The sequence below is a fragment of the Pseudomonas sp. AN-B15 genome, from assembly GCF_019056475.1.
Classification (GTDB): domain Bacteria; phylum Pseudomonadota; class Gammaproteobacteria; order Pseudomonadales; family Pseudomonadaceae; genus Aquipseudomonas; species Aquipseudomonas parakoreensis.
Window position 1 is genome coordinate 2,693,609 of record NZ_CP049737.1, and the last position, 22,332, is coordinate 2,715,940.

Annotated in this window: 19 protein-coding genes; 16 read left to right on the plus strand and 3 right to left on the minus strand. The window is 62.4% G+C overall.

All coding sequences use genetic code 11. From position 1 onward, the window contains the following. Positions 1–46 precede the first annotated feature (46 nt). The 11 genes from GTQ41_RS12140 to GTQ41_RS12190 all read left to right on the plus strand — a co-directional run bounded on the left by GTQ41_RS12140 (position 47) and on the right by GTQ41_RS12190 (position 10,680). Positions 47–1,087, plus strand: coding sequence for an AraC family transcriptional regulator (locus GTQ41_RS12140; RefSeq protein ID WP_047293971.1), 1,041 nt, complete (start codon positions 47–49; stop codon positions 1,085–1,087). Between the two features lie 141 nt (positions 1,088–1,228). Further along, the gene (locus tag GTQ41_RS12145) at positions 1,229–2,116 is read left to right on the plus strand and encodes a Dyp-type peroxidase (RefSeq protein ID WP_047293972.1); all 888 of its coding nucleotides are present in this window, start codon (positions 1,229–1,231) and stop codon (positions 2,114–2,116) included. A gap of 27 nt (positions 2,117–2,143) precedes the next feature. Then, positions 2,144–3,109: a Gfo/Idh/MocA family protein gene (locus GTQ41_RS12150; protein WP_047293973.1), complete on the plus strand. Its 966-nt coding sequence runs from the start codon at positions 2,144–2,146 to the stop codon at positions 3,107–3,109. A gap of 186 nt (positions 3,110–3,295) precedes the next feature. Continuing rightward, positions 3,296–4,048, plus strand: a complete 753-nt coding sequence (locus tag GTQ41_RS12155) for a GntR family transcriptional regulator (RefSeq protein ID WP_047293974.1) — start codon at positions 3,296–3,298, stop codon at positions 4,046–4,048. Continuing rightward, a complete protein-coding gene (locus GTQ41_RS12160; protein WP_047293975.1) occupies positions 4,045–5,775 on the plus strand; it encodes a fumarate reductase/succinate dehydrogenase flavoprotein subunit in 1,731 nt (576 codons plus the stop codon). The genes GTQ41_RS12155 and GTQ41_RS12160 overlap by 4 nt, the downstream gene beginning before the upstream one ends. Before the next feature lie 25 nt (positions 5,776–5,800). After that, positions 5,801–6,046, plus strand: a complete 246-nt coding sequence (locus tag GTQ41_RS12165) for a ferredoxin family protein (RefSeq protein ID WP_042559450.1) — start codon at positions 5,801–5,803, stop codon at positions 6,044–6,046. Positions 6,047–6,279: 233 nt separating this feature from the next. Continuing rightward, complete coding sequence (locus tag GTQ41_RS12170) at positions 6,280–7,683, plus strand: ABC transporter substrate-binding protein (RefSeq protein ID WP_047293976.1); 1,404 nt, start codon at positions 6,280–6,282, stop codon at positions 7,681–7,683. 132 nt (positions 7,684–7,815) lie between these two features. Continuing rightward, a complete protein-coding gene (locus GTQ41_RS12175) occupies positions 7,816–8,598 on the plus strand; it encodes an ABC transporter permease (protein ID WP_047293977.1) in 783 nt (260 codons plus the stop codon). After that, entirely contained in the window at positions 8,598–9,446 is an 849-nt protein-coding gene (locus GTQ41_RS12180) for an ABC transporter ATP-binding protein (protein ID WP_047293979.1), read from the plus strand. The genes GTQ41_RS12175 and GTQ41_RS12180 overlap by 1 nt, the downstream gene beginning before the upstream one ends. Then, the gene (locus tag GTQ41_RS12185; protein ID WP_047293981.1) at positions 9,443–10,405 is read left to right on the plus strand and encodes a HEAT repeat domain-containing protein; all 963 of its coding nucleotides are present in this window, start codon (positions 9,443–9,445) and stop codon (positions 10,403–10,405) included. The genes GTQ41_RS12180 and GTQ41_RS12185 overlap by 4 nt, the downstream gene beginning before the upstream one ends. Next, entirely contained in the window at positions 10,402–10,680 is a 279-nt protein-coding gene (locus GTQ41_RS12190) for a DUF971 domain-containing protein (RefSeq protein ID WP_047293983.1), read from the plus strand. Before GTQ41_RS12185 ends, GTQ41_RS12190 begins: the two co-directional genes overlap by 4 nt. A gap of 125 nt (positions 10,681–10,805) precedes the next feature. Here the strand turns inward: GTQ41_RS12190 and GTQ41_RS12195 are convergent, their stop codons facing one another. The 3 genes from GTQ41_RS12195 to GTQ41_RS12205 form a co-directional block, all read right to left on the minus strand. Then, a complete protein-coding gene (locus GTQ41_RS12195; protein WP_047293985.1) occupies positions 10,806–12,464 on the minus strand; it encodes a phosphoethanolamine transferase in 1,659 nt (552 codons plus the stop codon). 200 nt (positions 12,465–12,664) lie between these two features. Continuing rightward, entirely contained in the window at positions 12,665–13,402 is a 738-nt protein-coding gene (locus tag GTQ41_RS12200; protein ID WP_047293987.1) for a TorF family putative porin, read from the minus strand. A 139-nt stretch (positions 13,403–13,541) separates the two neighbouring features. Further along, positions 13,542–15,284, minus strand: coding sequence for an amidohydrolase (locus GTQ41_RS12205; RefSeq protein ID WP_047293989.1), 1,743 nt, complete (start codon positions 15,282–15,284; stop codon positions 13,542–13,544). 103 nt (positions 15,285–15,387) lie between these two features. Here GTQ41_RS12205 and GTQ41_RS12210 point away from each other — a divergent pair, with 103 nt between their 5' ends. The 5 genes from GTQ41_RS12210 (at position 15,388) to GTQ41_RS12230 (ending at position 22,244) form a co-directional block, all read left to right on the plus strand. Next, positions 15,388–16,305 (plus strand): LysR family transcriptional regulator, encoded by a 918-nt coding sequence (locus GTQ41_RS12210; protein WP_047293991.1) that lies wholly within the window; start codon positions 15,388–15,390, stop codon positions 16,303–16,305. A 207-nt stretch (positions 16,306–16,512) separates the two neighbouring features. Next, the gene (lexA, locus tag GTQ41_RS12215) at positions 16,513–17,130 is read left to right on the plus strand and encodes a transcriptional repressor LexA (RefSeq protein ID WP_047293993.1); all 618 of its coding nucleotides are present in this window, start codon (positions 16,513–16,515) and stop codon (positions 17,128–17,130) included. Then, positions 17,130–17,747, plus strand: a complete 618-nt coding sequence (gene imuA / locus GTQ41_RS12220; protein WP_047294002.1) for a translesion DNA synthesis-associated protein ImuA — start codon at positions 17,130–17,132, stop codon at positions 17,745–17,747. The genes lexA and imuA overlap by 1 nt, the downstream gene beginning before the upstream one ends. Before the next feature lie 7 nt (positions 17,748–17,754). Beyond that, positions 17,755–19,170, plus strand: a complete 1,416-nt coding sequence (locus GTQ41_RS12225; protein ID WP_047294010.1) for a DNA polymerase Y family protein — start codon at positions 17,755–17,757, stop codon at positions 19,168–19,170. Continuing rightward, positions 19,167–22,244: an error-prone DNA polymerase gene (locus GTQ41_RS12230; RefSeq protein ID WP_047294012.1), complete on the plus strand. Its 3,078-nt coding sequence runs from the start codon at positions 19,167–19,169 to the stop codon at positions 22,242–22,244. The genes GTQ41_RS12225 and GTQ41_RS12230 overlap by 4 nt, the downstream gene beginning before the upstream one ends. Positions 22,245–22,332 lie beyond the last annotated feature (88 nt).

Here is a 22,332-nt window from a genome sequence, read left to right on the forward strand (position 1 = left end):
CGGTAACAAAAATAACAATCAAGCGTGATCCGGAATGTCAGCCCCCATGAACGTAAAAGTCCAAGACCCCACTTTTGAATTGGCGCTGGTCTCGCCATTCCTCCTGCAAACCCTCGCCGAAGTCGTGCACAACAAAGGCATCGACCCCCAAAGCCTGTGCCGGGGCCTGGGCTTCACCCTCGATGATCTGCAGGATCCGGCGCAACGGATTTCCTATCGCCAGGCTGTGGCAATGATTCAGCGCGCGCTCAAAGTGTTGCCCAATCAGGGTTTGGGGTTGTGTGTCGGCGCGCAGAATGTGCTGGGTACGCTGGGGCTGCTCGGGCACGTGCTGTCGCTGTGCAAGACCTTGCGCGATGCCTTTGCCCTCGGCATCCGCCATCAGCACACCTCCGGCGGAATCGTGGTGTCCAGCGTCGATGTGGTGGGTGATCAGGTGCACCTCGACGCCGAGTGCCGCTTGCCGTTCGCCGACGTTCAGGTGTTTGCCGTCGAAGAGTTTTTCGCCAGCCTGCTGGTGTATGGCCGGGCCTTGGCCGGCAGTGAATTCAAGCCGATTGCCGTGGAGTTTGTGCACGCCGCGCCGGATTACCTGAGCGAATACCACCGCTTGCTCGGGCCCGATGTGCGTTTCGGTTGTCTGCACAATCGCATGCTGATCGATGTTCAGTGGCTGGACGTCAACTTGCCCAATCATCATTCGCTGGCGCTGCGCCAGGCGGTTGCCTTGCTGGAGCTGGAAGCGGCGCAGGTGCACCAGAAACTCGATTTGATTCAGGCGGTGGAACGGGCGATTGCCCGGGATCTGAGCCGGGGCAGCCATATCGAAAAAATCGCCGGCGACCTGAACATGAGCAGCCGCACTTTGCGCCGGCGCCTCACCGAGCACGCACTGACCTTCGAAGCGCTGCTGGAACAGGTGCGGCAGGCGCGGACCCTGAGTCTGCTGGCCAATCCGGACATGCCGATTGAACGCATCACCGAAGAAGTCGGCTACAGCGACGTGCGCAGTTTTCGCCGGGCGTTCAAGCGCTGGACCGGGATGAGCCCGAGTGCGTGGCGCCAGGAGAGCATCGTAACTCTCTGAAGATCAAAAGATCGCAGCCTTCGGCAGCTCCTACAGGGATCGGTGTAGGAGCTGCCGAAGGCTGCGATCTTTTGACTTTCAGAGCCCCCACAAAATCTCCGGCTACAGGTAAACTCCCGCGCACTTTCCCAAGGAGTTCACATGAGTTACTACCAGCCGGGCATTCTCGCCACCCCCGTTCCTGCACAAGCGCGTCACCTGTTTTTCGCCCTGGCGTCGGTTGAAGCACTGCCGCAGGCGATCGACAACCTGCTGAGCCTGGTGGACGGCAAGTCGGCGGTGGTCGGTTTCGGTGAATCCCTGACCAAGGCGCTGAACGTACAGATTGATGGACTGCGCAGCTTCCCGGCCATGACCGGCGTCGGCGTGGAAAACCCCTCTACCCAGCACGCGCTGTGGGTCTGGCTGCACGGTGACGACCGTGGCGAACTGCTCAACCGCTGCAACGCCGTCGAGGCCGCACTGGCCCCGGCGCTGCGCCTGGTCGACAGGCAGGAAGCCTTCCGCCACAAGGACGGCCATGACCTGACCGGCTACGAAGACGGCACCGAAAACCCGCACGACGAAGCCGCCATCGCTGCAGCCTTGTTGGGCGAGGGCGCAGAAGGTCTGGTCGGCGGCAGCTTCGCCGCGATCCAGCAGTGGCAGCACGACCTCAAGGGTTTTCATCAATTGTCCGGCGAAGACAAAGACAACATCATGGGCCGTCGCCTGAGCGACAACGAAGAGATCGACGATGCGCCAGTCTCTGCCCACGTCAAACGCACCGCCCAGGAAAGCTTCGCCCCCGAAGCCTTCGTCGTGCGCCGTTCGATGCCATGGATTGAAGGTGACCGGGCCGGTCTGATGTTCCTCGCCTTCGGGTTCTCGCTGGACGCCTTCGAGGCGCAACTGCGGCGCATGAGCGGTCTGGAAGACGGTATCGCTGATGGTCTGTACCGCATCAGCCGACCGATTACCGGCGGCTATTACTGGTGCCCGCCCATCAAGGACGGCCACCTCGATCTGCGCGCGCTGCACCTGGGCTGAGGTTTTGCAAGCACGGAGGGTTTGACCATGGACGTGGTGCGTTGGGGCATGATCGGCTGCGGCAGCGTCGCCGAGCGCAAGAGCGGGCCGGCCTTCTACAAGGCCCCGGGTTCAGCGCTGGTGGCGGTGATGGGCCGGCGCCTCGAAGCGGTGAGCGATTACGCGGCGCGCCATGGCATCGCCCGGATCTACACCGATGTCGATGCGCTGATCAACGACCCCGAGGTGGACGCGGTGTACATCGCCACGCCACCCGACAGCCACCACGCCTACAGCCTGAAAGTCGCTGCCGCCGGCAAGCATTGCTGCGTCGAAAAACCGATGGCGCTCAACGCCGGGCAAAGCCGCGAGATGCAGCAGGCGTTTGCCGACGCCGGTCTGCACCTGTTCGTTTCCTACTACCGCCGGTCGTTGCCGCGTTTTGCTCAAGTGCGGCAATGGCTGGCGCAGGGCCGCATCGGTGAGGTACGACACCTGAGCTGGACGCTGACCAAAGCCCCCTCGGCGGCGGATCTGGGCGGCAGCGCCAATTGGCGAACCGACCCGAGCGTCGCTGGTGGCGGCTACTTTGCCGATCTGGCCAGCCATGGTTTTGACCTGTTTCAGTACCTGCTCGGCGACATCGTTGAAGTCGCCGGTTTCACCGCCCGGCAAGCCGGGTTGTATGCGGCGGAAGACGCGGTCAGTGCCAGTTGGCGCTTCGCCTCCGGAGCACTGGGCATGGGCTGTTGGAGTTTTGTCGCGGATCGGCGCGAGGACCGCGTGGAGATGATCGGCAGTCAGGGGCGCATCGCGTTCTCCGTGTTTGACGAACATCCGGTGCAGCTATTCGCCGATGAGCAGATCAGCCTGGAGATCCCGCATCACGAACACATTCAGTGGCACCACGTGCTGGGCATGAATGCGCATATTCGGGGCGATTCGCAGCATCCGGCCGTCGCCGAGCAAGCCGTCAAGACCGACTGGGTGATGGACCAGATCCTCAAACGCTAAAGTCAAAAGATCGCAGCCTTCGGCAGCTCCTACAGGGGATCGCATTTTCAAACTGTAGGAGCTGCCGAAGGCTGCGATCTTTGCTTTTCAACAGCGCGTCTAAGGTTATGTCCAAACAATATTTCTCAAGCTTGTCATAACGTCTCTAAGATCACGTCATAACTCGTTATGACAAGTGATTCCGTGATGACCGATAACGTACTGTCCCTGGCAAGTGTCCCGCTGCACACGCAACTGCGCGACGTGCTGCGCGCCCGCATTCTTGACGGCGAATACCCGCAAGACAGCCAAATGCCTTCCGAAAGCGAGCTCGGCGCGCTGTTCAAAGTCAGCCGCATTACCGTGCGTCAGGCACTGGGCGATCTGCAGAAAGAAGGGCTGATCTTCAAGATCCACGGCAAAGGCACGTTCGTCGCCAAGCCGAAAACCTTCCAGAACGTCAGCAGCCTGCAAGGCCTCGCCGAGTCCATGACCGGGCGCGGTTACGAGGTGATCAACCGCCTGCGCAGCTTCAAATTCATTCCTGCCGACAAACGTGTGGCCGAGCGCCTGCAGGTCGCGGAAGGCGAGACTGTGGCGCAGATCAAACGCGTCCGCCTGATCAACCGTGAACCGATTTCGCTGGAAATCACCTACCTGCCCAAAGCCATCGGCGAGCGCCTGGAGAAGGCGGATCTGGTGACGCGCGACATCTTCCTGATTCTGGAAAACGACTGCGGCATTGCCCTCGGCCACGCGGATCTGGTGATCGACGCGGTACTGGCCGACAGCGATTTGACCCAGGCGCTGAACGTCGAAGCCGGCTCGCCCATCATGCGCATTGAGCGCCTGACCCACGACGCCGACGGCCAGCCGCTGGACTTCGAACACCTTTACTACCGTGGCGATGCGTTCCAGTACCGCCTGCGGATCGACCGGCAAAAAGGGGAGCAGGCATGACGCGCAACACGTTGGAGCAGGAATACGACATCGTCGTGATCGGCGGCGGCACTGCCGGGCCGATGGCGGCGATCAAGGCCAAAGAAAAGAACCGTGATTTGCGCGTGTTGCTGGTGGACAAGGCCAACGTCAAGCGCAGCGGCGCGATCAGCATGGGCATGGACGGCCTGAACAACGCGATCATCCCCGGGCACTCGACGCCGGAGCAGTACACCAAGGAAATCACCATCGCCAACGACGGCATCGTCAATCAGGCCGCGGTGTACGCCTACGCCACTCACAGCTTTGAAACCATCGAACAGCTGGATCGCTGGGGGGTGAAGTTCGAGAAGGATGAGACCGGCGATTACGCGGTGAAAAAAGTCCACCACATGGGCGCCTACGTGCTGCCGATGCCGGAAGGGCACGACATCAAGAAAGTCCTTTACCGCCAGTTGAAACGGGCGCGGGTGAGCATTACCAATCGCCTCGTCTGCACCCGATTGCTGACCGACGAGGAGGGCACGGTCAACGGGGTGATGGGTTTTGATTGCCGCACCGCCGATTTCCATGTGATCAAGGCCAAAGCGGTGATTCTCGCCTGTGGCGCGGCCGGACGCCTGGGGCTGCCATCTTCGGGCTACCTGATGGGCACCTACGAAAACCCGACCAATGCCGGCGACGGCTACGCCATGGCCTATCACGCCGGAGCCGAACTCGCGAACCTCGAGTGCTTCCAGATCAACCCGTTGATCAAGGACTACAACGGCCCGGCCTGCGCCTACGTCACCGGCCCGCTCGGCGGCTACACCGCCAACAACAAGGGCGAACGCTTCATTGAGTGCGACTACTGGAGCGGGCAGATGATGTGGGAGTTCCACCAGGAACTGGAAAGCGGCAACGGCCCGGTGTTTCTCAAACTCGATCACCTGGCCGAGGAAACCATCCAGAACATCGAAGAGATCCTGCACAGCAACGAACGCCCGAGTCGCGGCCAGTTTCACGCCAATCGCGGCACCGATTACCGCACGCAGATGGTCGAGATGCACATCTCCGAGATCGGCTTTTGCAGCGGCCATTCGGCGTCCGGGGTGTGGGTCAACGAGCGCGCCGAGACCTCGGTCAAAGGTTTGTACTCGGCCGGTGACATGGCCGCCGTGCCACATAACTACATGCTCGGCGCGTTCACTTACGGCTGGTTCGCCGGGCAGAACGCGGCGGATTTCGTCGCCGGGCGCGAGTTCTCGACGCTGGACGCCGTGCAGATCGAAACAGAGAAAGCGCGGGTCTACGCGCCGCTGGATCGTGAACACGGTCTGCCTCCGGCGCAGGTCGAGTACAAGCTGCGACGCTTCGTCAACGACTACCTGCAACCGCCGAAAGTGACCAAAAAAATGCAGATCGGCTTGCAGCGCTTCAGCGACATCGAACGCGACCTTGGGCAGATGAAGGCCAACAACGCCCACGAATTGATGCGCGCCATGGAAACCAGCGTGATCCGCGACTGCGCCGAAATGGCCGCGCGCGCCTCGCTGTTCCGCGCCGAGAGTCGCTGGGGCCTGTACCACTACCGCGTCGATCATCCGCAGCGCAACGACAGCGAATGGTTCTGCCACTGCCACCTGAAGAAGGGTGACGACGGCCGGATGACCAGTTTCAAGAAACCCGTCGAGCCTTACATCATCGCGCTCGATGCCGAAGACATGCAGGCTTACGACCGCTTGCGAGTGGGCGCTTTTGCCGCTTGATGCATCACCAGAGAGAGTCCGAACCATGGCCTATCAAGCCCAGGAAATCTTCTTCCGCTCCAACGCCCCGGTCACCGTGGACGAGGACAAATGCATCGCCGACAAGGGCTGCACCGTGTGCGTCGACGTCTGTCCGATGGACCTGCTGGCGATCAACCCGGCCACACAAAAGGCCTACATGGCGTTCGATGAATGCTGGTACTGCATGCCGTGTGAAAAGGATTGCCCGACCGGTGCCGTAAAGGTCGACATCCCTTATTTACTGCGGTGACCCCGCCCCCTGTAGGAGCTGCCGAAGGCTGCGATCTTTTGATCTGGATTTTGATTTAAAAAAACAAGATCAAAAGATCGCAGCCTTCGGCAGCTCCTACAGGGGATTTGTGGCAAGCCATAAGCCATCCGGAACACCCGGACGCTGGAAAAACCGAAACCCCCTCGTTTCCCACCGCGCCCTGATCGCGGCGGAGACGAACATCCAATCAATGATTCGAGGGGAAACACACCATGTTGCGTGCAGCACTCGCCGGTCTGGTACTGGCTTCATTCACCCTGTCGGCCTCGGCCGAAACCATCCGCATTGCCATCGGCACCCAGGACACCACCATCAACTGCGCCGCCGGTGGCCTGTTGATTCGTGAGCTCGGCCTGCTCGACAAATACCTGCCGCACGACGGCGCTTACAAAGACGCGAAGTACGATGTGCAGTGGAAAAACTTCACCAGCGGCGCGCCGCTGACCAACGAGATGGTCGCCGGCAAACTCGATTTCGGCGTCATGGCCGATTTCCCCGGCGCATTCAACGGGGTGGCGTTCGAAACCGCCGGCAAGCACAGCCTGTTCATCAGCGTGCTGTCGGGCAGCATCAAGGGCAGCGGCAACGGCATCGTGGTGCCGAGCGCGTCCGGGGTGCAGGCGCTGAGCGAGCTCAAGGGCAAGACCATTTCGGTGCCCTTTGCTTCAACCGCCCACGGCATGTTGCTGCGCGCGGTGGCGGAGCAGGGCTGGGACCCGCTCAAGGACGTGAACATCATCGCCCAGCCACCGGAAGTCGCCGGCTCCGCGTTGCAGGCCGGCAAAATCGACGCCCACGCCGACTTCGTGCCGTTCGCCGAACTGTTCCCCAGCCGTGGTTTCGCCCGCAAGATCTACGACGGCGCCCAGGCCAGTGCGCCGACTTTTCACGGCGCACTGGTCGATCAGGCCTATGCGAAACAGTACCCGGAAATCGTCATCGCCTACCTGCGCGCAAGCATCGAGGCCAACCAGTTGCTGGCTGCTGAGCCTGAGAAGTACAGCGAGCTGATCGCCAAGGTCACCGGCGTCGATGCCGAGGTCAACTACCTGTTCCACGGCCCGCTGGGCGTGCAGACCCGCGACCTGAGCTGGAAGCCGGAATACCGCCAGGCCGTGGGGACGGCGATCGACACCCTGAAGTTGCTGAAGAAAGCCGATCGCGGCCTCGACCTCAACACCTTCATCGACGATCAGTACATTCGCGCCGCCTTCAAGGCGTCGAATCTGGACTACAGCGCGCAACTCGCCAATTACGCGCAGACGCCGTTGAAAGCCGTGGATGCAGCGACTGGCAAAGCCATCACGGACTTTAGCCACGTCGCCGAAATCTGGGTGCGCAGCGAAGACAAAGTACGCCAGTACGCCTCCGCCGAATCCGCTTTCACTGCGCTGGCCGCATTGAAACAGGAAGGCAAAAACATCCGCGCCGTGTATGCCCAGGCCAGTGACAGCGGGATCAAATTACTCGCCGATCAGGCGTGGTTTGCCAGCGATGCCAAGGGCCGCCTGAGTGCGTTCCTGCTCAAGGGCCAGGCGCAGCACTATGCGGCGGCGCAGGGCGGCAAGGTTTTCGACTTTACCGATGCCACAACCCAGGCCGTAGCTGCTCGCTAACCCGCAGAACACCTCGGTCACTGTAGGAGCTGCCGAAGGCTGCGATCTTTTGACTTTGATTTTAGAAAGCAAGATCAAGAGATCGCAGCCTTCGGCAGCTCCTACAGGGGATCTCGGTTGAGAGGAAGAATTGTGTACCGATCCTATTTACGCTGGATTCCAAGAACGGCGTCGTTGCTGCTCTGCCTGCTGTTCTGGCAACTCGCCGCCAGCCACCACTGGAATCTCGGTCTGGTCACTTTCGCCAACGTGCCCACCCCATTGGCGGTGATCGAAGCGGCGTTGGGCCTGGGCGATTCCGGCAAGCTGCTGCAGCACCTGAGCGCCAGTCTCAGCCGCGTGTTCGCCGGTTACCTCGCGGCACTTTTCATCGGCATCGCTCTGGGGCTGGCCATCGGCCGCTCGAAATGGGCTGAAGACTTGCTGCTGCCACCACTGGAAGTGCTGCGGCCGATCCCGGCGGTGGCGTGGATTCCGTTGGCGATCCTGATGTTCCCGTCGTCGGAGCTGTCGATGGTGTTCATCACCTTTACCGGTGCGCTGTTCCCGATCCTGCTCAACACCGTGCACGGCGTTGAAGGCGTTGATCCACGGCTGATCGCCTCGGCGAAAAGCCTCGGGGCAGGGCGCCGGGCGATTTTGCTTGAAGTGATTTTGCCCGGCGCCGCGCCGAGCATCATCACCGGCCTCGCCATCGGTATGGGCACCTCGTGGTTCTGTCTGGTGACCGCCGAGATGATCTCCGGACAGTTCGGCATCGGTTACTACACCTGGGAGTCCTACACCATCCAGAACTACGCCGACATCGTCGTCGGCATGCTGCTGATCGGTGTGCTGGGCATGGGCAGCAGCCTGTTGATCAAACGCCTGGGCGGGCTGTTCACGCCCTGGCACCGACCACGAGGAAAAGCCTGATGAGCGCGATGCAAACCCCGGAAGGGCGGATCGATATTCGCCAGTTGTCGATCGTGCTCGGCGAAGGCCAACGAGCTTTCGAAGCCGTGCAAGGTCTGGACTGCCAGATCGAACCGGGCCAGTTCGTGTGCATTCTCGGCCCGTCCGGTTGCGGCAAGTCGACCTTGCTCGGCGCACTCGCCGGACACTTGAGCGCCCATGCCGGCAGCCTCAAAGTCGACGGCGGCGAGGTCAGCGGGCCATCGCCGCAACGGGGCATGGTCTTTCAGCACCACACGCTGTTCCCGTGGCGCACGGTACGCGACAACGTGGCTTTCGGCCTGAAAATGCGCGGCATCGGCAAAACCGAACGCCATCGCGCAGCCGATGAAATCCTCCAACTGGTGGGCCTTGAAGGCTTTGCCGAAAGCTGGCCGGATCAGCTGTCCGGCGGCATGCAGCAACGGGTGGAAATCGCCCGGGTGCTGGTCAACCGTCCACGGCTGTTGCTGATGGACGAGCCGTTCGGCGCGCTGGATGCCTTGACCCGCCTGAACATGCAGGAGCTGTTGCTGGACATCTGGACGCGGATTCGCACCACCGTGGTGTTCGTCACCCACGACATCGACGAGGCGTTGTTCCTCGCCGATCGACTGTTGGTGATGAGCGCACGTCCGGGGCGAATCATCGAAGACCTGCGCCTGGACTTCCCGCGTCCGCGTACCACTGAGCTGGTGACCAGCGCCGAATTCTCTCGCCTCAAGCGCCATTGCCTCGACCTGCTGCGCCATGACAACTCCCGACCGCTGCCGCGCCTCAACCCGCTCGGCCTGCCGCCCGAAAACCCCTTGCCGCGATTTGCCCTATGACCTCATTTTTTGCTGTGACCGATAACGACGACATCCTCGCCCTGCAACCGCGTCTGACCGCTGACGATGCTGGTGTGCGGCGCATTGCCCTGATCGAGCTGGCAGACCTGGAAGAACCGGACGGCCTGCTGTGGCTGGTCGAAAGGCTGACCGATGATCCGGCTGAAGACGTCCGCGCCGAAGCCGCGCGGCTGCTGGAAGCGTGGGAAGACGAACCGGTGGTGGCTGCGCTGTGCCAGGCGCTGACCGATTCGTCTCCAGCCGTGCAGGCCGCCGCCGCACAAAGTCTGAGTCTGCTCAAGAGCGAGGCGGCAGGCCGGGTGATTCTGCCGTGGACCGGGCATGCCGAGGTCAGTGTGCGGATCGCCGCGTTCCGCGCCTTGCGCGAACTGCGTTTCGCCGCTGCAGCGCCTGCTGCTGTCGCGGCACTTGATGATGCCGACGCCAGCGTGCGCCGGGAAGCCATCGGCGTGCTCGGCTGGCTCAAGCAGCTCGACGCACTGCCGGCATTGGCGCGACTGGCCAGCGCCGACCCGGACACCGAAGTGCGCCGCGCCGCCACCGGGGCTCTCGGTCTGGCATCTGGCGCCGAGGTATTGCCGGCGCTGCGTCAGGCCTTGCACGATCACGCCTGGCAAGTGCGCGAAGAGGCGGCAACAACCCTGGGTAAAGTCGGCCACAGCGACGCCGGCCCGGCATTGATCGCAGCCCTTGGCGATGACTACTGGCAGGTGCGCCTGCGCGCCACCCGCAGCCTCGGGCGTTTGCGCTTCGCTGCAGCGCTGGACGCCCTGATCGAAACCCTCGGCCATCGCATCAGCAACCTGCGCAAGGAGGCCGCGCTGGCCCTCGGTGAGTTGAATGATCGCGGCGCGGTGGCGGCGTTGCAGGCGGCGCAGGATGACGGTGACCCGGAAGTGCGCAAAGCGGTGCGGATTGCCTTGAGTCAGCTGCAATGAATCCGCTGTCGGTGAGTAACTCGCAAAGCGAACGGACACTGTGCCTGAGCTGGCCGGACGGCCGTGAATCGCTGTTCAACCACGCCGAACTGCGTCGCCAGTGCCCGTGCTCGCAGTGCCGCGCGTTTCGCCTGAAAGGTGTGACTCCGCGGGTCGATGAGCGTGTTCGCCTGATCGAAATCAACCCGCAGGGCTATGGTGTGCAACTGGTGTTCAGTGACGGCCATCAACGCGGGATTTACCCGTGGGACTATTTGGCACAACTCAGTTCTTGAGAACACTGCTTTCCCTGTGGGAGCTGGCTTGCCAGCGATGAGGCCGGCATATCAGGCATCTATGTGACTGACAGACCGCCATCGCTGGCAAGCCAGCTCCCACAGGGTTTTGTGCAATGTCCGGATTATTGCGCAGCCGTCATGGCTGGCCGGCATCCGCGAAACACATCCAGCCCCGGCTGATACAGCGCGGTCTTCACCTCGAACAAGCCCAGCACCGAATGGAACAGGTTGTCATGGCTCAGGTCCGGCTGCCCGGTCTTGCCTTGCAGGCAATCGTGATCAATCCCCAACTGCGCCAGCGTGTTGTTGCCAAACCACATCACCATCGGCACATGAGTCTGCGCCTCGGGCGCCAGCGCATACGGCGCCGCATGCAGGTACAGGCCGTTTTCGCCCAGGGATTCGCCGTGGTCGGAGACATACACCATCGAGGTGTCCAGTGAATCCTGATTGCGTTTGAGCAACTCGACGACCTTGGCGAGGAAGTGGTCGGTATAGAGGATGGTGTTGTCGTACACGTTCACCAGTTCATCGCGGCTGCAACTGCCCAGCTGGTTGGTGTGGCAGATCGGGGCGAAGCGCTCCATGCTTTTCGGGTAGCGCTCGTAGTATTCCGGGCCGTGGCTGCCGTCGGCGTGGAGGACGATGATCGCGTGGCCCTTGAGGCTGTCGATGTAGCCTTGCAGGTCGGCCAGCAGCGCTTCGTCCAGGCAGTTGTTGCCGTCGCAGAACGGCCCCGGCTGGTTCTTCGCGATGTCGCGGTGCGGTACGCGCAGACAGGTGCCCTTGCAGTCGCTGTTGTTGTCCAGCCACAGCACCTGCACGCCGGCCCGTTGCAGGATATCCAGCAGGCCTTCGTAGGTTTTGCCTTTCTTGTCGCTGTAATCCTCACGGGGGAACATCGAGAACATGCACGGCACCGACACCGCCGTGGACGTGCCGCAGGAATGCACCTGAGTGAAGTTGAGGATGTCCAGTTTGCTCAGCTCGGGATTGGTCTCGCGCGCATAGCCATTCAGCGAAAAATGATCGGCGCGGGCGGTTTCGCCGACCACAAACACCATCAGCGACTTTTTCTCGCGGCTGGCGGCTTTGGCGCTCATCACCGCGTCTTCCCCGATGGCCTGCACTACAAAATGCTTTTTGATGCCCAGGCGTTGCTTGGTGTACTTGCTGATGGCGTAGATGTAATTGGTCGGGTTGATGAAATGGGTGAGCTTGTCCTCTTCACGGAAGATCGGCGCATAAGTCGAATAGAACGCGCCCACTGAGGCGCCGATCACCAGCACGCAGGCGGCGATCACCAGCAGCTTGTTGAGCACGCCGCGAAAGAACGGTCGATAACGCACCGGCCAGCGCCAGATCAGCACCGCTGGCAGCACGCCGAGCAACAGCACGTAGGCCAGCAACTTGCCGTTGAACAGCGCGGCAGCCTCGGCGGGATTGGTTTCGAATACGTTCTGGATCATCACCGTATCGATGGTGATCCCGTATTCGTTCATGAAATACGCGGCGCAGGCCGAGAGCAGGGCGACCACGGTCAGCGCCGGTTTCAGCGTCCAGCGAAACGACACCAGGGTCAGTAGCAGGGTGATCGCCGCCCACAGGAACAGCCCGAACGAGGCGAAAAACGCCAGTTTGTGCGCGCCTTGCAAGGTGATCAGATTCCCCAGCGCCTTCCAGGTCGCCAGGTTGTACAGCGTCACCAGTGCCAGGGAAAACAGCAGCACCAGACGGGTGGAAGTGATGGACGGTAAACGCAGTCCTTTGCCCAAAGCCATTACAGACATTCCTCTAGCAGAATAGAAAACACGCGCGGTAACGCGCGTAACTGTAGAAGAACAATAGTAAAAAATTCGTAAACATCCTGTAACAAATAACCCCGTTCCCTGTAGGAGCTGCCGCAGGCTGCGATCTTTTGATCTTGCTTTTCAAAATCAAAAGATCGCAGCCTGCGGCAGCTCCTATACAAGGCGGGGAGTCAGAGGGATTTGCTCAGGCTGGCGACCACCGTCGCCGTGCACACATCCTTGAACCCCCAGTTGCTCAGACACTGGCTCTGCGACAGATCGGTATCGATGTAGCTCAGGCCCAATACCACGCCTGCCAGGTTGTGCGTCAGTTTGACCTCCCATTCGCGGTAGCTGTCCTCGCCATGCCCGGACGCCGAGTACAAATGCGGATCCTTGAAATCCATAGTGCCGTAACGCAGTTTCAAGCCAGAGTCGAACGGCAGTTCGGTTTCATAACCGACATAGCTGTAGAGCGAACTCTGCTTGCTGTCGATCCCCGGCGCATCGCTGGAGTAATACGCCGCCAGCTTCACTCCGTAGACGCCGAGAATCCCGTAAACCTCGCTCTGGTTGAACTGGCTTTCCTTGGGGTAGGCGTACTTGATGTAGCCCAGATCGAGGCTGACATCCTCGGTGGCCTGCCACAGCCAGCCCGCGTAGTAGTCGACTTCCTGCCGGGTTTTCAGACCACCGCCGAAATCGACGTTGGAACTCCAGGCCCCCACGTACAAACCGCTGCTGTGGGCCAGCGTCAGACCGGCCTGCACCGCTGGGTCATTCTGGGTTTGCGAGATACCACGGGTTCGGTAGTCGCTGGCCAGCGTCAGGTCGACCAGCATGGCGAAATCGTCGCTCAAGGGAATTGCGTGGCTGCTCAGGGGCAGCAGGCTCAAGGAACTCAGGGCGAGCAAGGGCAAGGCTTTCATGTGAAGTCCCGGTGTTGTGATTATTTTTGGGCAGAAAGGGAAACCTGTAGGAGCTGCCGAAGGCTGCGATCTTTTGATCTTGATCTTGAAAAATCAAAAGATCGCAGCCTTCGGCAGCTCCTACACGGGGAACGAGTTGTTATGGGGTGGCGGTGTAGACCTGGCGTCCAGCGAACCAGGTCTGCAGCACCCGGGTGTCATGCAGGGCCTTTTCGTCGACGCTGAACACGTCGCGATCGACCACGATGAAATCGGCCTGCTTGCCCGGCGTCAGCGAGCCGATCTGTTTGTCCAGGCCTATGGTCCGCGCCGCGTTGGCGGTATAGGCGTAAAACATGGTTTCGCGATCCAGACGCTCGTCGGCATTCAGCACGCCCATCGGCCCGACGCGGGTGATGGCCTGAGCCATGGCATTGAACGGATTGGGTGAGGACACCGGCCAGTCGCTGGCGCCGGCAATCGTCGCACCCTGTTTCAGCAGCGAATGCGCCGGGTATTGATAGCGGAAGGCGAGTGCGCTGACGTAAGGCTTGATCATATCGGTGGTGTAGTCGTCGGCGCTGGCCCACAGCAGTTGCATTGAAGCGATCACGTTCAGCGGCTTGAAGCGGGCGAACTCTTTTGGGTTGACCATCTGCAAGTGGGTGATCGAGTGCGTGATGCCGCTCTGCCGATCCTTGCGCGCGCGTTCGATACCGTTCAGCGATTCACGCACCGCGCGGTCGCCAATGGCGTGAATGTGTACCAGCCAGCCGCGTTGATCGATGGCGCTGACCAGTTCGCCGAAATGCGCTGGATCGATCAGCAGCTCGCCCTGTTTGTGCGAATTGCGGTACGGATCGATCATCGCCGCGCTCTGCGCCGGGTACTCGATCACGCCGTCAGCGAAGATCTTGACCCCGGGCAGGGTCAGATTGGGGATGCCCTGAAACTGTTGGCGCACTTTATCCAGCGTGTCGAGATCGGCCGGCAGGCTTTTCGGGTTGGCGACCAGCAACGCTGCGACGTGCACGCTCATGTCGCCGCTTGCCGACAGCGCTTTGTAGGCCGGCAGCACGCCGACGGTTTTCTCGGTGGGTTTGAGCGCGAACACGGCCTCGCCCGGGGCGGCGTTGGCGGCGGGGTCCATCCACGCGGTGATGCCGAGGCTGTTGTTGAAGCGCACGGCGGACTTGGCTGCGCTGAGCATATCGGCCGGGCTCGGCACCGGCATTTTGGCTGCGACCCGGTCCCAGCCAGCATCGACCAGAAAACCGTTGGGTTCACCGTTCGCCAGTGTGCCGATCGTGTCTTTTTCCGCAGCGGGCAGGGTTTTCAGCAATGCCGCGTCGATGCCGGCGCGCTTGAGCATCACGTTGTTGGCCCACGCGGTGTGGTGGTCACTGCCGGTGAACACCACCGGCACGTCGGCCCATTCACCCTGGTTGAAAGTCTTGCCCAGCGCTTCGGCCTGCGCCCAGTACGCTGAACTCATGCCGGCGATGCTCAGCACGTCGCCGTGTTTCGCCTTGCCGTCATCACGCCAGGCGCGCAGACGCTTTTGCAATTCATCGAGGGCGACGACTTCGTCCTCCATGTTGGCCGAGACCATTTCCAGACCGCCGAAAATCGCGTGGGAATGGCTGTCGATCAAGCCTGGCATCAGGGTCTTGCCGCCGAGGTCGATCACCTGCGTCCCGGGTTCGATCAGCGCCTTGATCTGCGCATTGGTGCCGACTTTCAGCACTTTGCCGTTCTCCACGGCCAGCGCCTGAACCTTTGGCTGTGCACGGTCGGCGGTGAAAATCTTGCCGTTGACCAGCACCAGATCGGTGGCGGCCATGGCTTCCATCGAGGCAAAACTTATAGCGCTCACCAGCAGGCTCGGGATGAATCTTTTCATTGAAGATTTCCTTGTTATTGCGTCTGATGGCCAGATTAGTGGCTGACACTGGCCAACAGAACGCCTTCCTCACGAAAAACGTTTTTGCCTGAATGGAAAAAGCATGGACAAGTTGGGTGCACTGAAAATGTTCGTGGTCACCGCGCAACTCGGCAGTTTCAGTCGCGCGGCCGAGCAACTGGGCAAGACCCCGTCGGCCCTGACCAAAGCGGTCAATCACCTGGAGGCGGAACTCGGTGCGCGACTGTTCGAGCGCAGCACGCGGCGGATCCTGCTGACCGAAATCGGCCGGGTCTACCTGGAAACCGCACGGCTGGTGTTGCAGCGGCTGGAGGAGGCCGGCGAAGAGATCGAGCAATTGCAGCACGGTCTGCGCGGCAATCTGAAAATCACCGCGCCACTGGCTTATGGGCGGGCGTTTCTTGATCAGGTGTGCGACGGTTTCTTGCAGCAATACCCGCAGATCAGCCTGCAAGTTGACCTGTGCGACGCGTTTGTCAATCTGCTGGAAAGCGGCTATGACCTGGCCTTGCGCGAGGGCCATGACGACTTGCCGGGGCTGATTGCGCGGGTGGTCGGCAGCAATCGTCTGGCCTTGTGCGGCAGCCCGGAGTATCTGGCGCGCAAGGGCTTGCCGGTGAATCCGCAGACCCTTGAGCAGCATGAATGGCTGTTGTATCAGCACCCGTTGCTCAGTCGCGAGTTCTGGTGGGCCGAGCGCGGCGGCCAGCGTCTGAGCCTGCCACAGCCGACGGCGCCGCGGTTGCGCAGTGACAATTACGATCTGCTGCTGGCCGGCGCCCTGGCCGGACGCGGCTTGCTGCACACACCGCTGTGGAGCGCCGCGCCGTACATCGCCGACGGGCGTCTGGTACGGGTCATGGCTGACTACGAAATCGACCCGGACAGCTTCGGCCCGCACATTCTCGCGGTGTACCCGAGCCATCGGCGGGCCACGGCCAAGGTCGTGGCGTTCATCGATTACATTGCCGCCTTCCTCGCCGAACGCGGCCTCAACTGAAGCCCCGTTCCCCTGTAGGAGCTGCCGCAGGCTGCGATTTTTAAAAAAGATCAAAAGATCGCAGCCTTCGGCAGCTCCTACAGGTTCCCGAGTCGTCTTCTTTGTAGGAGCTGACGAGTGAAACGAGGCTGCGATCTTTTGATTTTTGTGAATGATCAATCCAGGCCGACTGGCGGTGCTTGTCAGTAAAATCCCACAGGAGTACAAATGTACTCCATGACAAACCTGACTCCCCGCCGTACCGCCATCCTGACCTTTATCCGCGAACGCATCGCCGAACACGGTCAGCCCCCAAGCCTCGCTGAAATCAGCGAGGCTTTTGGTTTTGCCTCGCGCAGCGTGGCGCGCAAGCATGTGCTGGCGCTCACCGAAGCCGGGTTTATCGAGGTCAACCCGCACCAGGCCCGGGGCATTCGCCTGCTTGGGCAAGCGCCGCGCCCGGAGCTGCTGGATATTCCGGTGCTCGGCCGGGTTGCCGCCGGCGCCCCGATCGGTGCCGATGCCGACATCCATAACCGCTTGATGCTCGACCCGGCGCTGTTCTCCCGTGCGCCCGACTACATGTTGCGGGTGCAGGGCGACTCGATGATCGAGGACGGCATTCTCGACGGTGATCTGGTGGGAGTGAAGCGCAATCCCGAGGCGCTCAACGGCCAGATCGTGGTGGCGCGCCTCGACGGTGAAGTGACAATCAAACGCTTCGAGCGCGTAGGCGATGAAGTTCGGCTGCTGCCGCGCAACCCGGCGTACCAGCCGATTGTCGTGCGCGACGATCAGGACCTGGCCATCGAAGGGGTGTTCTGCGGTCTGGTGAGGCAAGGCTGATGGGCGCCGTCGTTGCACTCGATACGCTGTTCAATGGCGGCCAGGTCTGGAAGGGCCGGCCTGCGCCACCGGCGGCCAGCCCGCAACCCACCGGGCATGCCGCCCTCGATGCGGCGTTGCCCAGCGGCGGCTGGCCGGAAGCGGCGCTGAGCGAAATCCTCCTGGCCGGGCCCGGGGTTGGCGAGCTGCAACTGGTGTGGCCGACGCTGGCGCGGCTGTCGGCGGCGGGCGAGCGCATCGTGCTGGTGGCGCCACCGTTCGTACCGTACCCGCAGGCGTGGGCGAACGCCGGGGTCGATCTGCGTCAGTTGTCGGTAATCCAGGCCAGCGAACGCGATGCCTTGTGGGCGGCGGAACAATGCCTGCGTTCGGGCAGTTGCGGCGCGGTGCTGTGCTGGCCGCACAAGGCCGATGACCGCGCGTTGCGGCGCTTGCAGGTGGCGGCGGAAACCGGCCAGACCCTGGCGTTTGCCTGGCGCCCGCTGAGCGAGGCGGTCAACCCGTCGCCGGCCGCGCTACGGATTGCCATCGATGCCAGACCGGCCCAGTTGCGCGTGCTCAAATGCCGGGGCGGACTGGCGCGCACGGCGCCGATTGCGTTTGTCGTGGGGCACTGAGGTCGTCATGCGCTGGGTGTGTATTCTGTTCCCGCAATTGGCCCTCGACGCGGTGTTGCGTCAGCGTGCCGATCCTGCTGAGCCGTTGGTGCTGCTCAGCGGCCCGGCCCAGCGCCGGGTGCTGCAAGCGGTCAATCCGGCGGCGCGCCAGCTCGGGCTGCGTGCCGGCCAGTCGATGACCGCCGCACAAGCCTTGTGCAAAGGCTTTGCCACGGCCGATTACGACCTTGCCGAGGTCGAGCACTGGCAGCAATTTCTCGCGGCATGGGCTTATCGGTTCAGCGCCCAGGTCAGCGTGCATTACCCGCGTACCGTGGTGTTCGAGATCGAATCCAGTCTGGGCCTGTTCGGTTCCTGGACGCAGTTCGAAGCACGGCTGCGCGAGGAGTTGACCGAGCTGGGTTTCCGCCATCGCATCGTCGCGGCACCGAATCCGGTGGCGGCGCGGGTGCTGGCCAACGCCTACGACGGTCTCGTCGTACCGGACGGTGAAGCCCTGCAACATCACCTCGGGCAGTTGCCCGTCGACCGCGTCGGGCTGGAGCCGCAAGTCGCCACGGCGCTGACGCGCATGGGCGTGCGCCACCTGAGCCAGCTGCAGAGCCTGCCACGTCAGGCCCTGGCCCGGCGTTTCGAAGCGTCGATGCTCAAACACCTCGACACCTTGTTTGGCGCGCGGCCGCTGGCCCTGGCGTTCTACCTGCCGCCGGATCGTTTCGATGTGCGCATCGAACTCAATTTCGATGTGCAGTCGCATCAGGCGCTGCTGTTCCCGTTACGCCGCTTGACCGCTGACCTGTCGGCGTTCCTCTGCGGACGTGACAGCGGCGTGCAGCGTTTCGACCTGCATCTGGAGCACGCCGGGCTGCCGGACACGCTGATCAAGGTCGGCCTGCTCAGCGCCGAGCGCGATCCGGCGATGCTCTTTGAACTGGCCCGCGGGCGACTGGAGCAAGTCCAGGTCGAGGCCCCGGTGCGCGGTTTTCGCCTGCGTGCCGAAGACCTGCCGAGTTTTGTGCCGCAGTTTCAGGAACTGTTCGATGACCGTCCGCAACAGACCTTGCCCTGGGAACAGTTGCGCGAACGCCTGCGCGCACGGCTCGGCGATGACGCGGTGCAGGGTTTGCGCTTTCAGGCCGACCACCGCCCCGAATGTGCCTGGCAGAACGGCGTCGACAAGCAGCGTTGCAGTGGTTTGCCGAGTGTGCAGCGTCCGGGCTGGTTGCTCGGCGAACCGCAAAGCGTGCCCGAAGGTTCGGCGCGAATCCTCATGGGGCCGGAGCGCATCGAATCCGGCTGGTGGGACGGTGACGACGTGCGCCGCGATTACTACCTGATCCAGAATCGCGCCGGTCAGCAGGGCTGGGCCTATCGAGCCGTGGGTGAGGGCGGGCCGTTGTGGCTGCAGGGCTGGTTTGCATGAGCGATGGTTATGCCGAGCTGCATTGCCTGTCGAACTTCAGTTTCCAGCGCGGTGCCTCCAGCGCCCTTGAGCTGTTCCAGCGGGCAAAAAAACACGGTTATCAGGCGCTGGCCATCACCGACGAGTGCACGCTGGCCGGGATCGTCCGCGCCTGGCAAGCGGCGAAATCAGTGGAACTGCCGCTGGTCATCGGCAGCGAAGTGCGCATCGACAACGGCCCGAAACTGCTGCTGTTGGTAGAGAATCTGGCGGGCTATCAGACCTTGTGCGGCTTGATTACCCAGGCTCGGCGGCGCACGCAGAAGGGCCAGTACCAGGTGCTGCGTGAGGATTTCAGCGAGCCGCTGCCGGGACTGTTCATCGTGTGGGTGCCGGACAGCGTCGATGACGTGCAAGAGGGGCGCTGGCTGAAACAGACGTTCGGCGCGCGCCTGTATCTGGCGGTGCAGTTGCATCGCGGGCAAGACGATCAGCGCCGGCTGGCGGCGCTGCTGAGTCTGGCCGAGCAACTGCAGATTGCCGCCGTGGCCAGCGGTGATGTGCACATGCACGCCCGTGGCCGGCGCGCTTTGCAGGACACCATGACTGCGATCCGCCATCACGTCCCGGTGGCCGAGGCCGGGTTGCGCCTGCATCCCAACGGCGAGCGCCATCTGCGCAGCCTCGAGGTGTTGCGCGAGCTGTATCCGCAAGCGTTGCTCGACGCCTCGGTGCAACTGGCGCGGCGCTGCACCTTCGATCTTGGCGAGTTGCGCTATGAGTATCCGAGAGAGCTGGTGCCAGAGGGACACACCGGTAGTTCCTGGTTACGGCAACTGACCGAAGAAGGCATTGCCTGGCGCTGGCCGCAAGGACCACAGGCCAAAGTGCTCAAGCAAATTGATGACGAGCTGAAACTGATCGCCGAACTCGGCTACGAAAGCTACTTCCTCACCGTGCACGACGTGGTGCGCTTTGCCCGCGAGCAAAGGATTCTCTGTCAGGGCCGCGGCTCGGCGGCCAACTCGGCGGTGTGTTTTGCCTTGGGCATCACCGAGATCGACCCGGATCGCACCACGCTGCTGTTCGAACGCTTCATGTCCAAGGAGCGCAACGAGCCGCCGGACATTGATGTGGATTTCGAGCACGAACGCCGCGAAGAAGTCCTGCAATACGTGTTTCGCCGATATGGTCGCCAGCGGGCAGCGCTGACGGCGGTGGTCAGTACCTACCACGCCGCCGGTGCGGTGCGCGATGTAGCCAAGGCCTTGGGCTTGCCGCCGGATCAGATCAATGCGTTGGCCGATTGCTGCGGTCACTGGAGCGATGAAACACCGCCGCTGGCACGCTTGCTCGAAGGCGGCTTCGATCCCGACAGCCCGGTACTGCGCCGGGTGCTGAGCCTGACCGGGCAACTGATCGGCTTCCCCCGGCACCTGTCGCAGCACCCCGGCGGTTTCGTGATTTCCGAACAGCCACTGGACACCCTGGTGCCGGTGGAAAACGCGGCCATGGCCGAGCGCACGATCATTCAGTGGGACAAGGACGACCTCGATGCGGTCGGCCTGCTCAAGGTCGATATACTCGCCCTCGGCATGCTCAGTGCGATCCGTCGCTGCTTCGACTTGCTGCGTCGGCATCGGCATCTGGATCTGAGCCTGGCGACAATTCCCGCAGAAGACAAACCGACCTACGAGATGATCAGCCGCGCCGACACCATCGGCGTGTTCCAGATCGAATCGCGGGCGCAGATGTCGATGCTGCCGCGCCTGAAGCCGGCGAAGTTCTACGACCTGGTGATTGAGGTCGCCATCGTCCGCCCGGGGCCGATTCAGGGCGGGATGGTTCATCCGTACCTGCGTCGCCGGAACAAGGAAGAGCCGGAAACCTATCCCTCGCCGGAGCTGGAAGTGGTGCTCAAGCGCACCCTCGGCGTGCCGCTGTTTCAGGAACAGGTGATGCAGATCGCCATCGTCGCCGCCGACTACAGCCCCGGTGAGGCCGATCAGTTGCGCCGCTCGATGGCCGCGTGGAAGCGCCACGGCGGGCTGGAGCCGCACAAGGAGCGTCTGGCTGCCGGGATGAAGAAAAACGGCTACAGCCCGGAGTTCGCCGCGCAGATCTTCGAGCAGATCAAGGGGTTCGGCAGTTACGGGTTTCCCGAATCCCACGCCGCCAGTTTCGCCTTGCTGACCTACGCCAGTTGCTGGCTCAAGTGCCATGAACCGGCGGCGTTCGCCTGTGCGCTGATCAACAGTTGGCCGATGGGTTTCTACAGCCCGGATCAGATCCTTCAGGACGCACGCCGCCATCAATTGCAGATCCGTCCGGTGGACGTGCGCGCCAGTGACTGGGATTGCAGCCTGGAACCGATCAGCGGCGCGCAACCGGCGATCCGCATGGGCCTGCGGATGATCAAGGGCTTTCGCGAGGACGATGCGCGGCGCATTGAGGCGGCGCGGGCGCGGGGAGCGTTTGCCGATGTCGCCGACCTGGGCGAACGGGCCGCGCTCGACAGTCGGACCCAGGCGTTGCTCGCCGATGCCGGGGCGTTGCGCGGGATGGCCGGGCATCGGCATCGCGCGCGCTGGGAAGTGGCCGGGGTGCAGAAACAGCTGGGTCTGTTTGCCGGCTTGCCGAGCCAGGAAGAGCCCGATGTGCTGCTGCCCAAACCGAGTGTCGGCGAGGACTTGCAGGCCGATTACGCGACGCTTGGCACCACCCTGGGGCCGCATCCGTTGGCGTTGCTGCGTGGCGAACTCAAGGCCCGGCGTTGCCGCAGTTCACAGGAGTTGCTGGACGTGGAACACGGTCGGCCAGTGAGCATCGCCGGGCTGGTCACCGGGCGTCAGCGACCGGGCACTGCCAGCGGCGTTACCTTCGTCACCCTCGAAGACGAGTTCGGCAACGTCAACGTGGTGGTCTGGCGCGATCTGGCCGAGCGTCAGCGTCAGGTGCTGGTCGGCTCGCAACTGCTCAAGGTTGACGGCCGCTGGGAGCGTGAGGGCGAAGTGCGGCACCTGATCGCCGGGCGGCTGAGCGATCTGAGTCCGCTGCTCGACGGCATCCGCGTACAGAGCCGCGACTTCCATTAACACCGATCCCCTGTAGGAGCTGCCGAAGGCTGCGATCTTTTGACTTGGCTTTTTAAAAACAAGATCAAAAGATCGCAGCCTGCGGCAG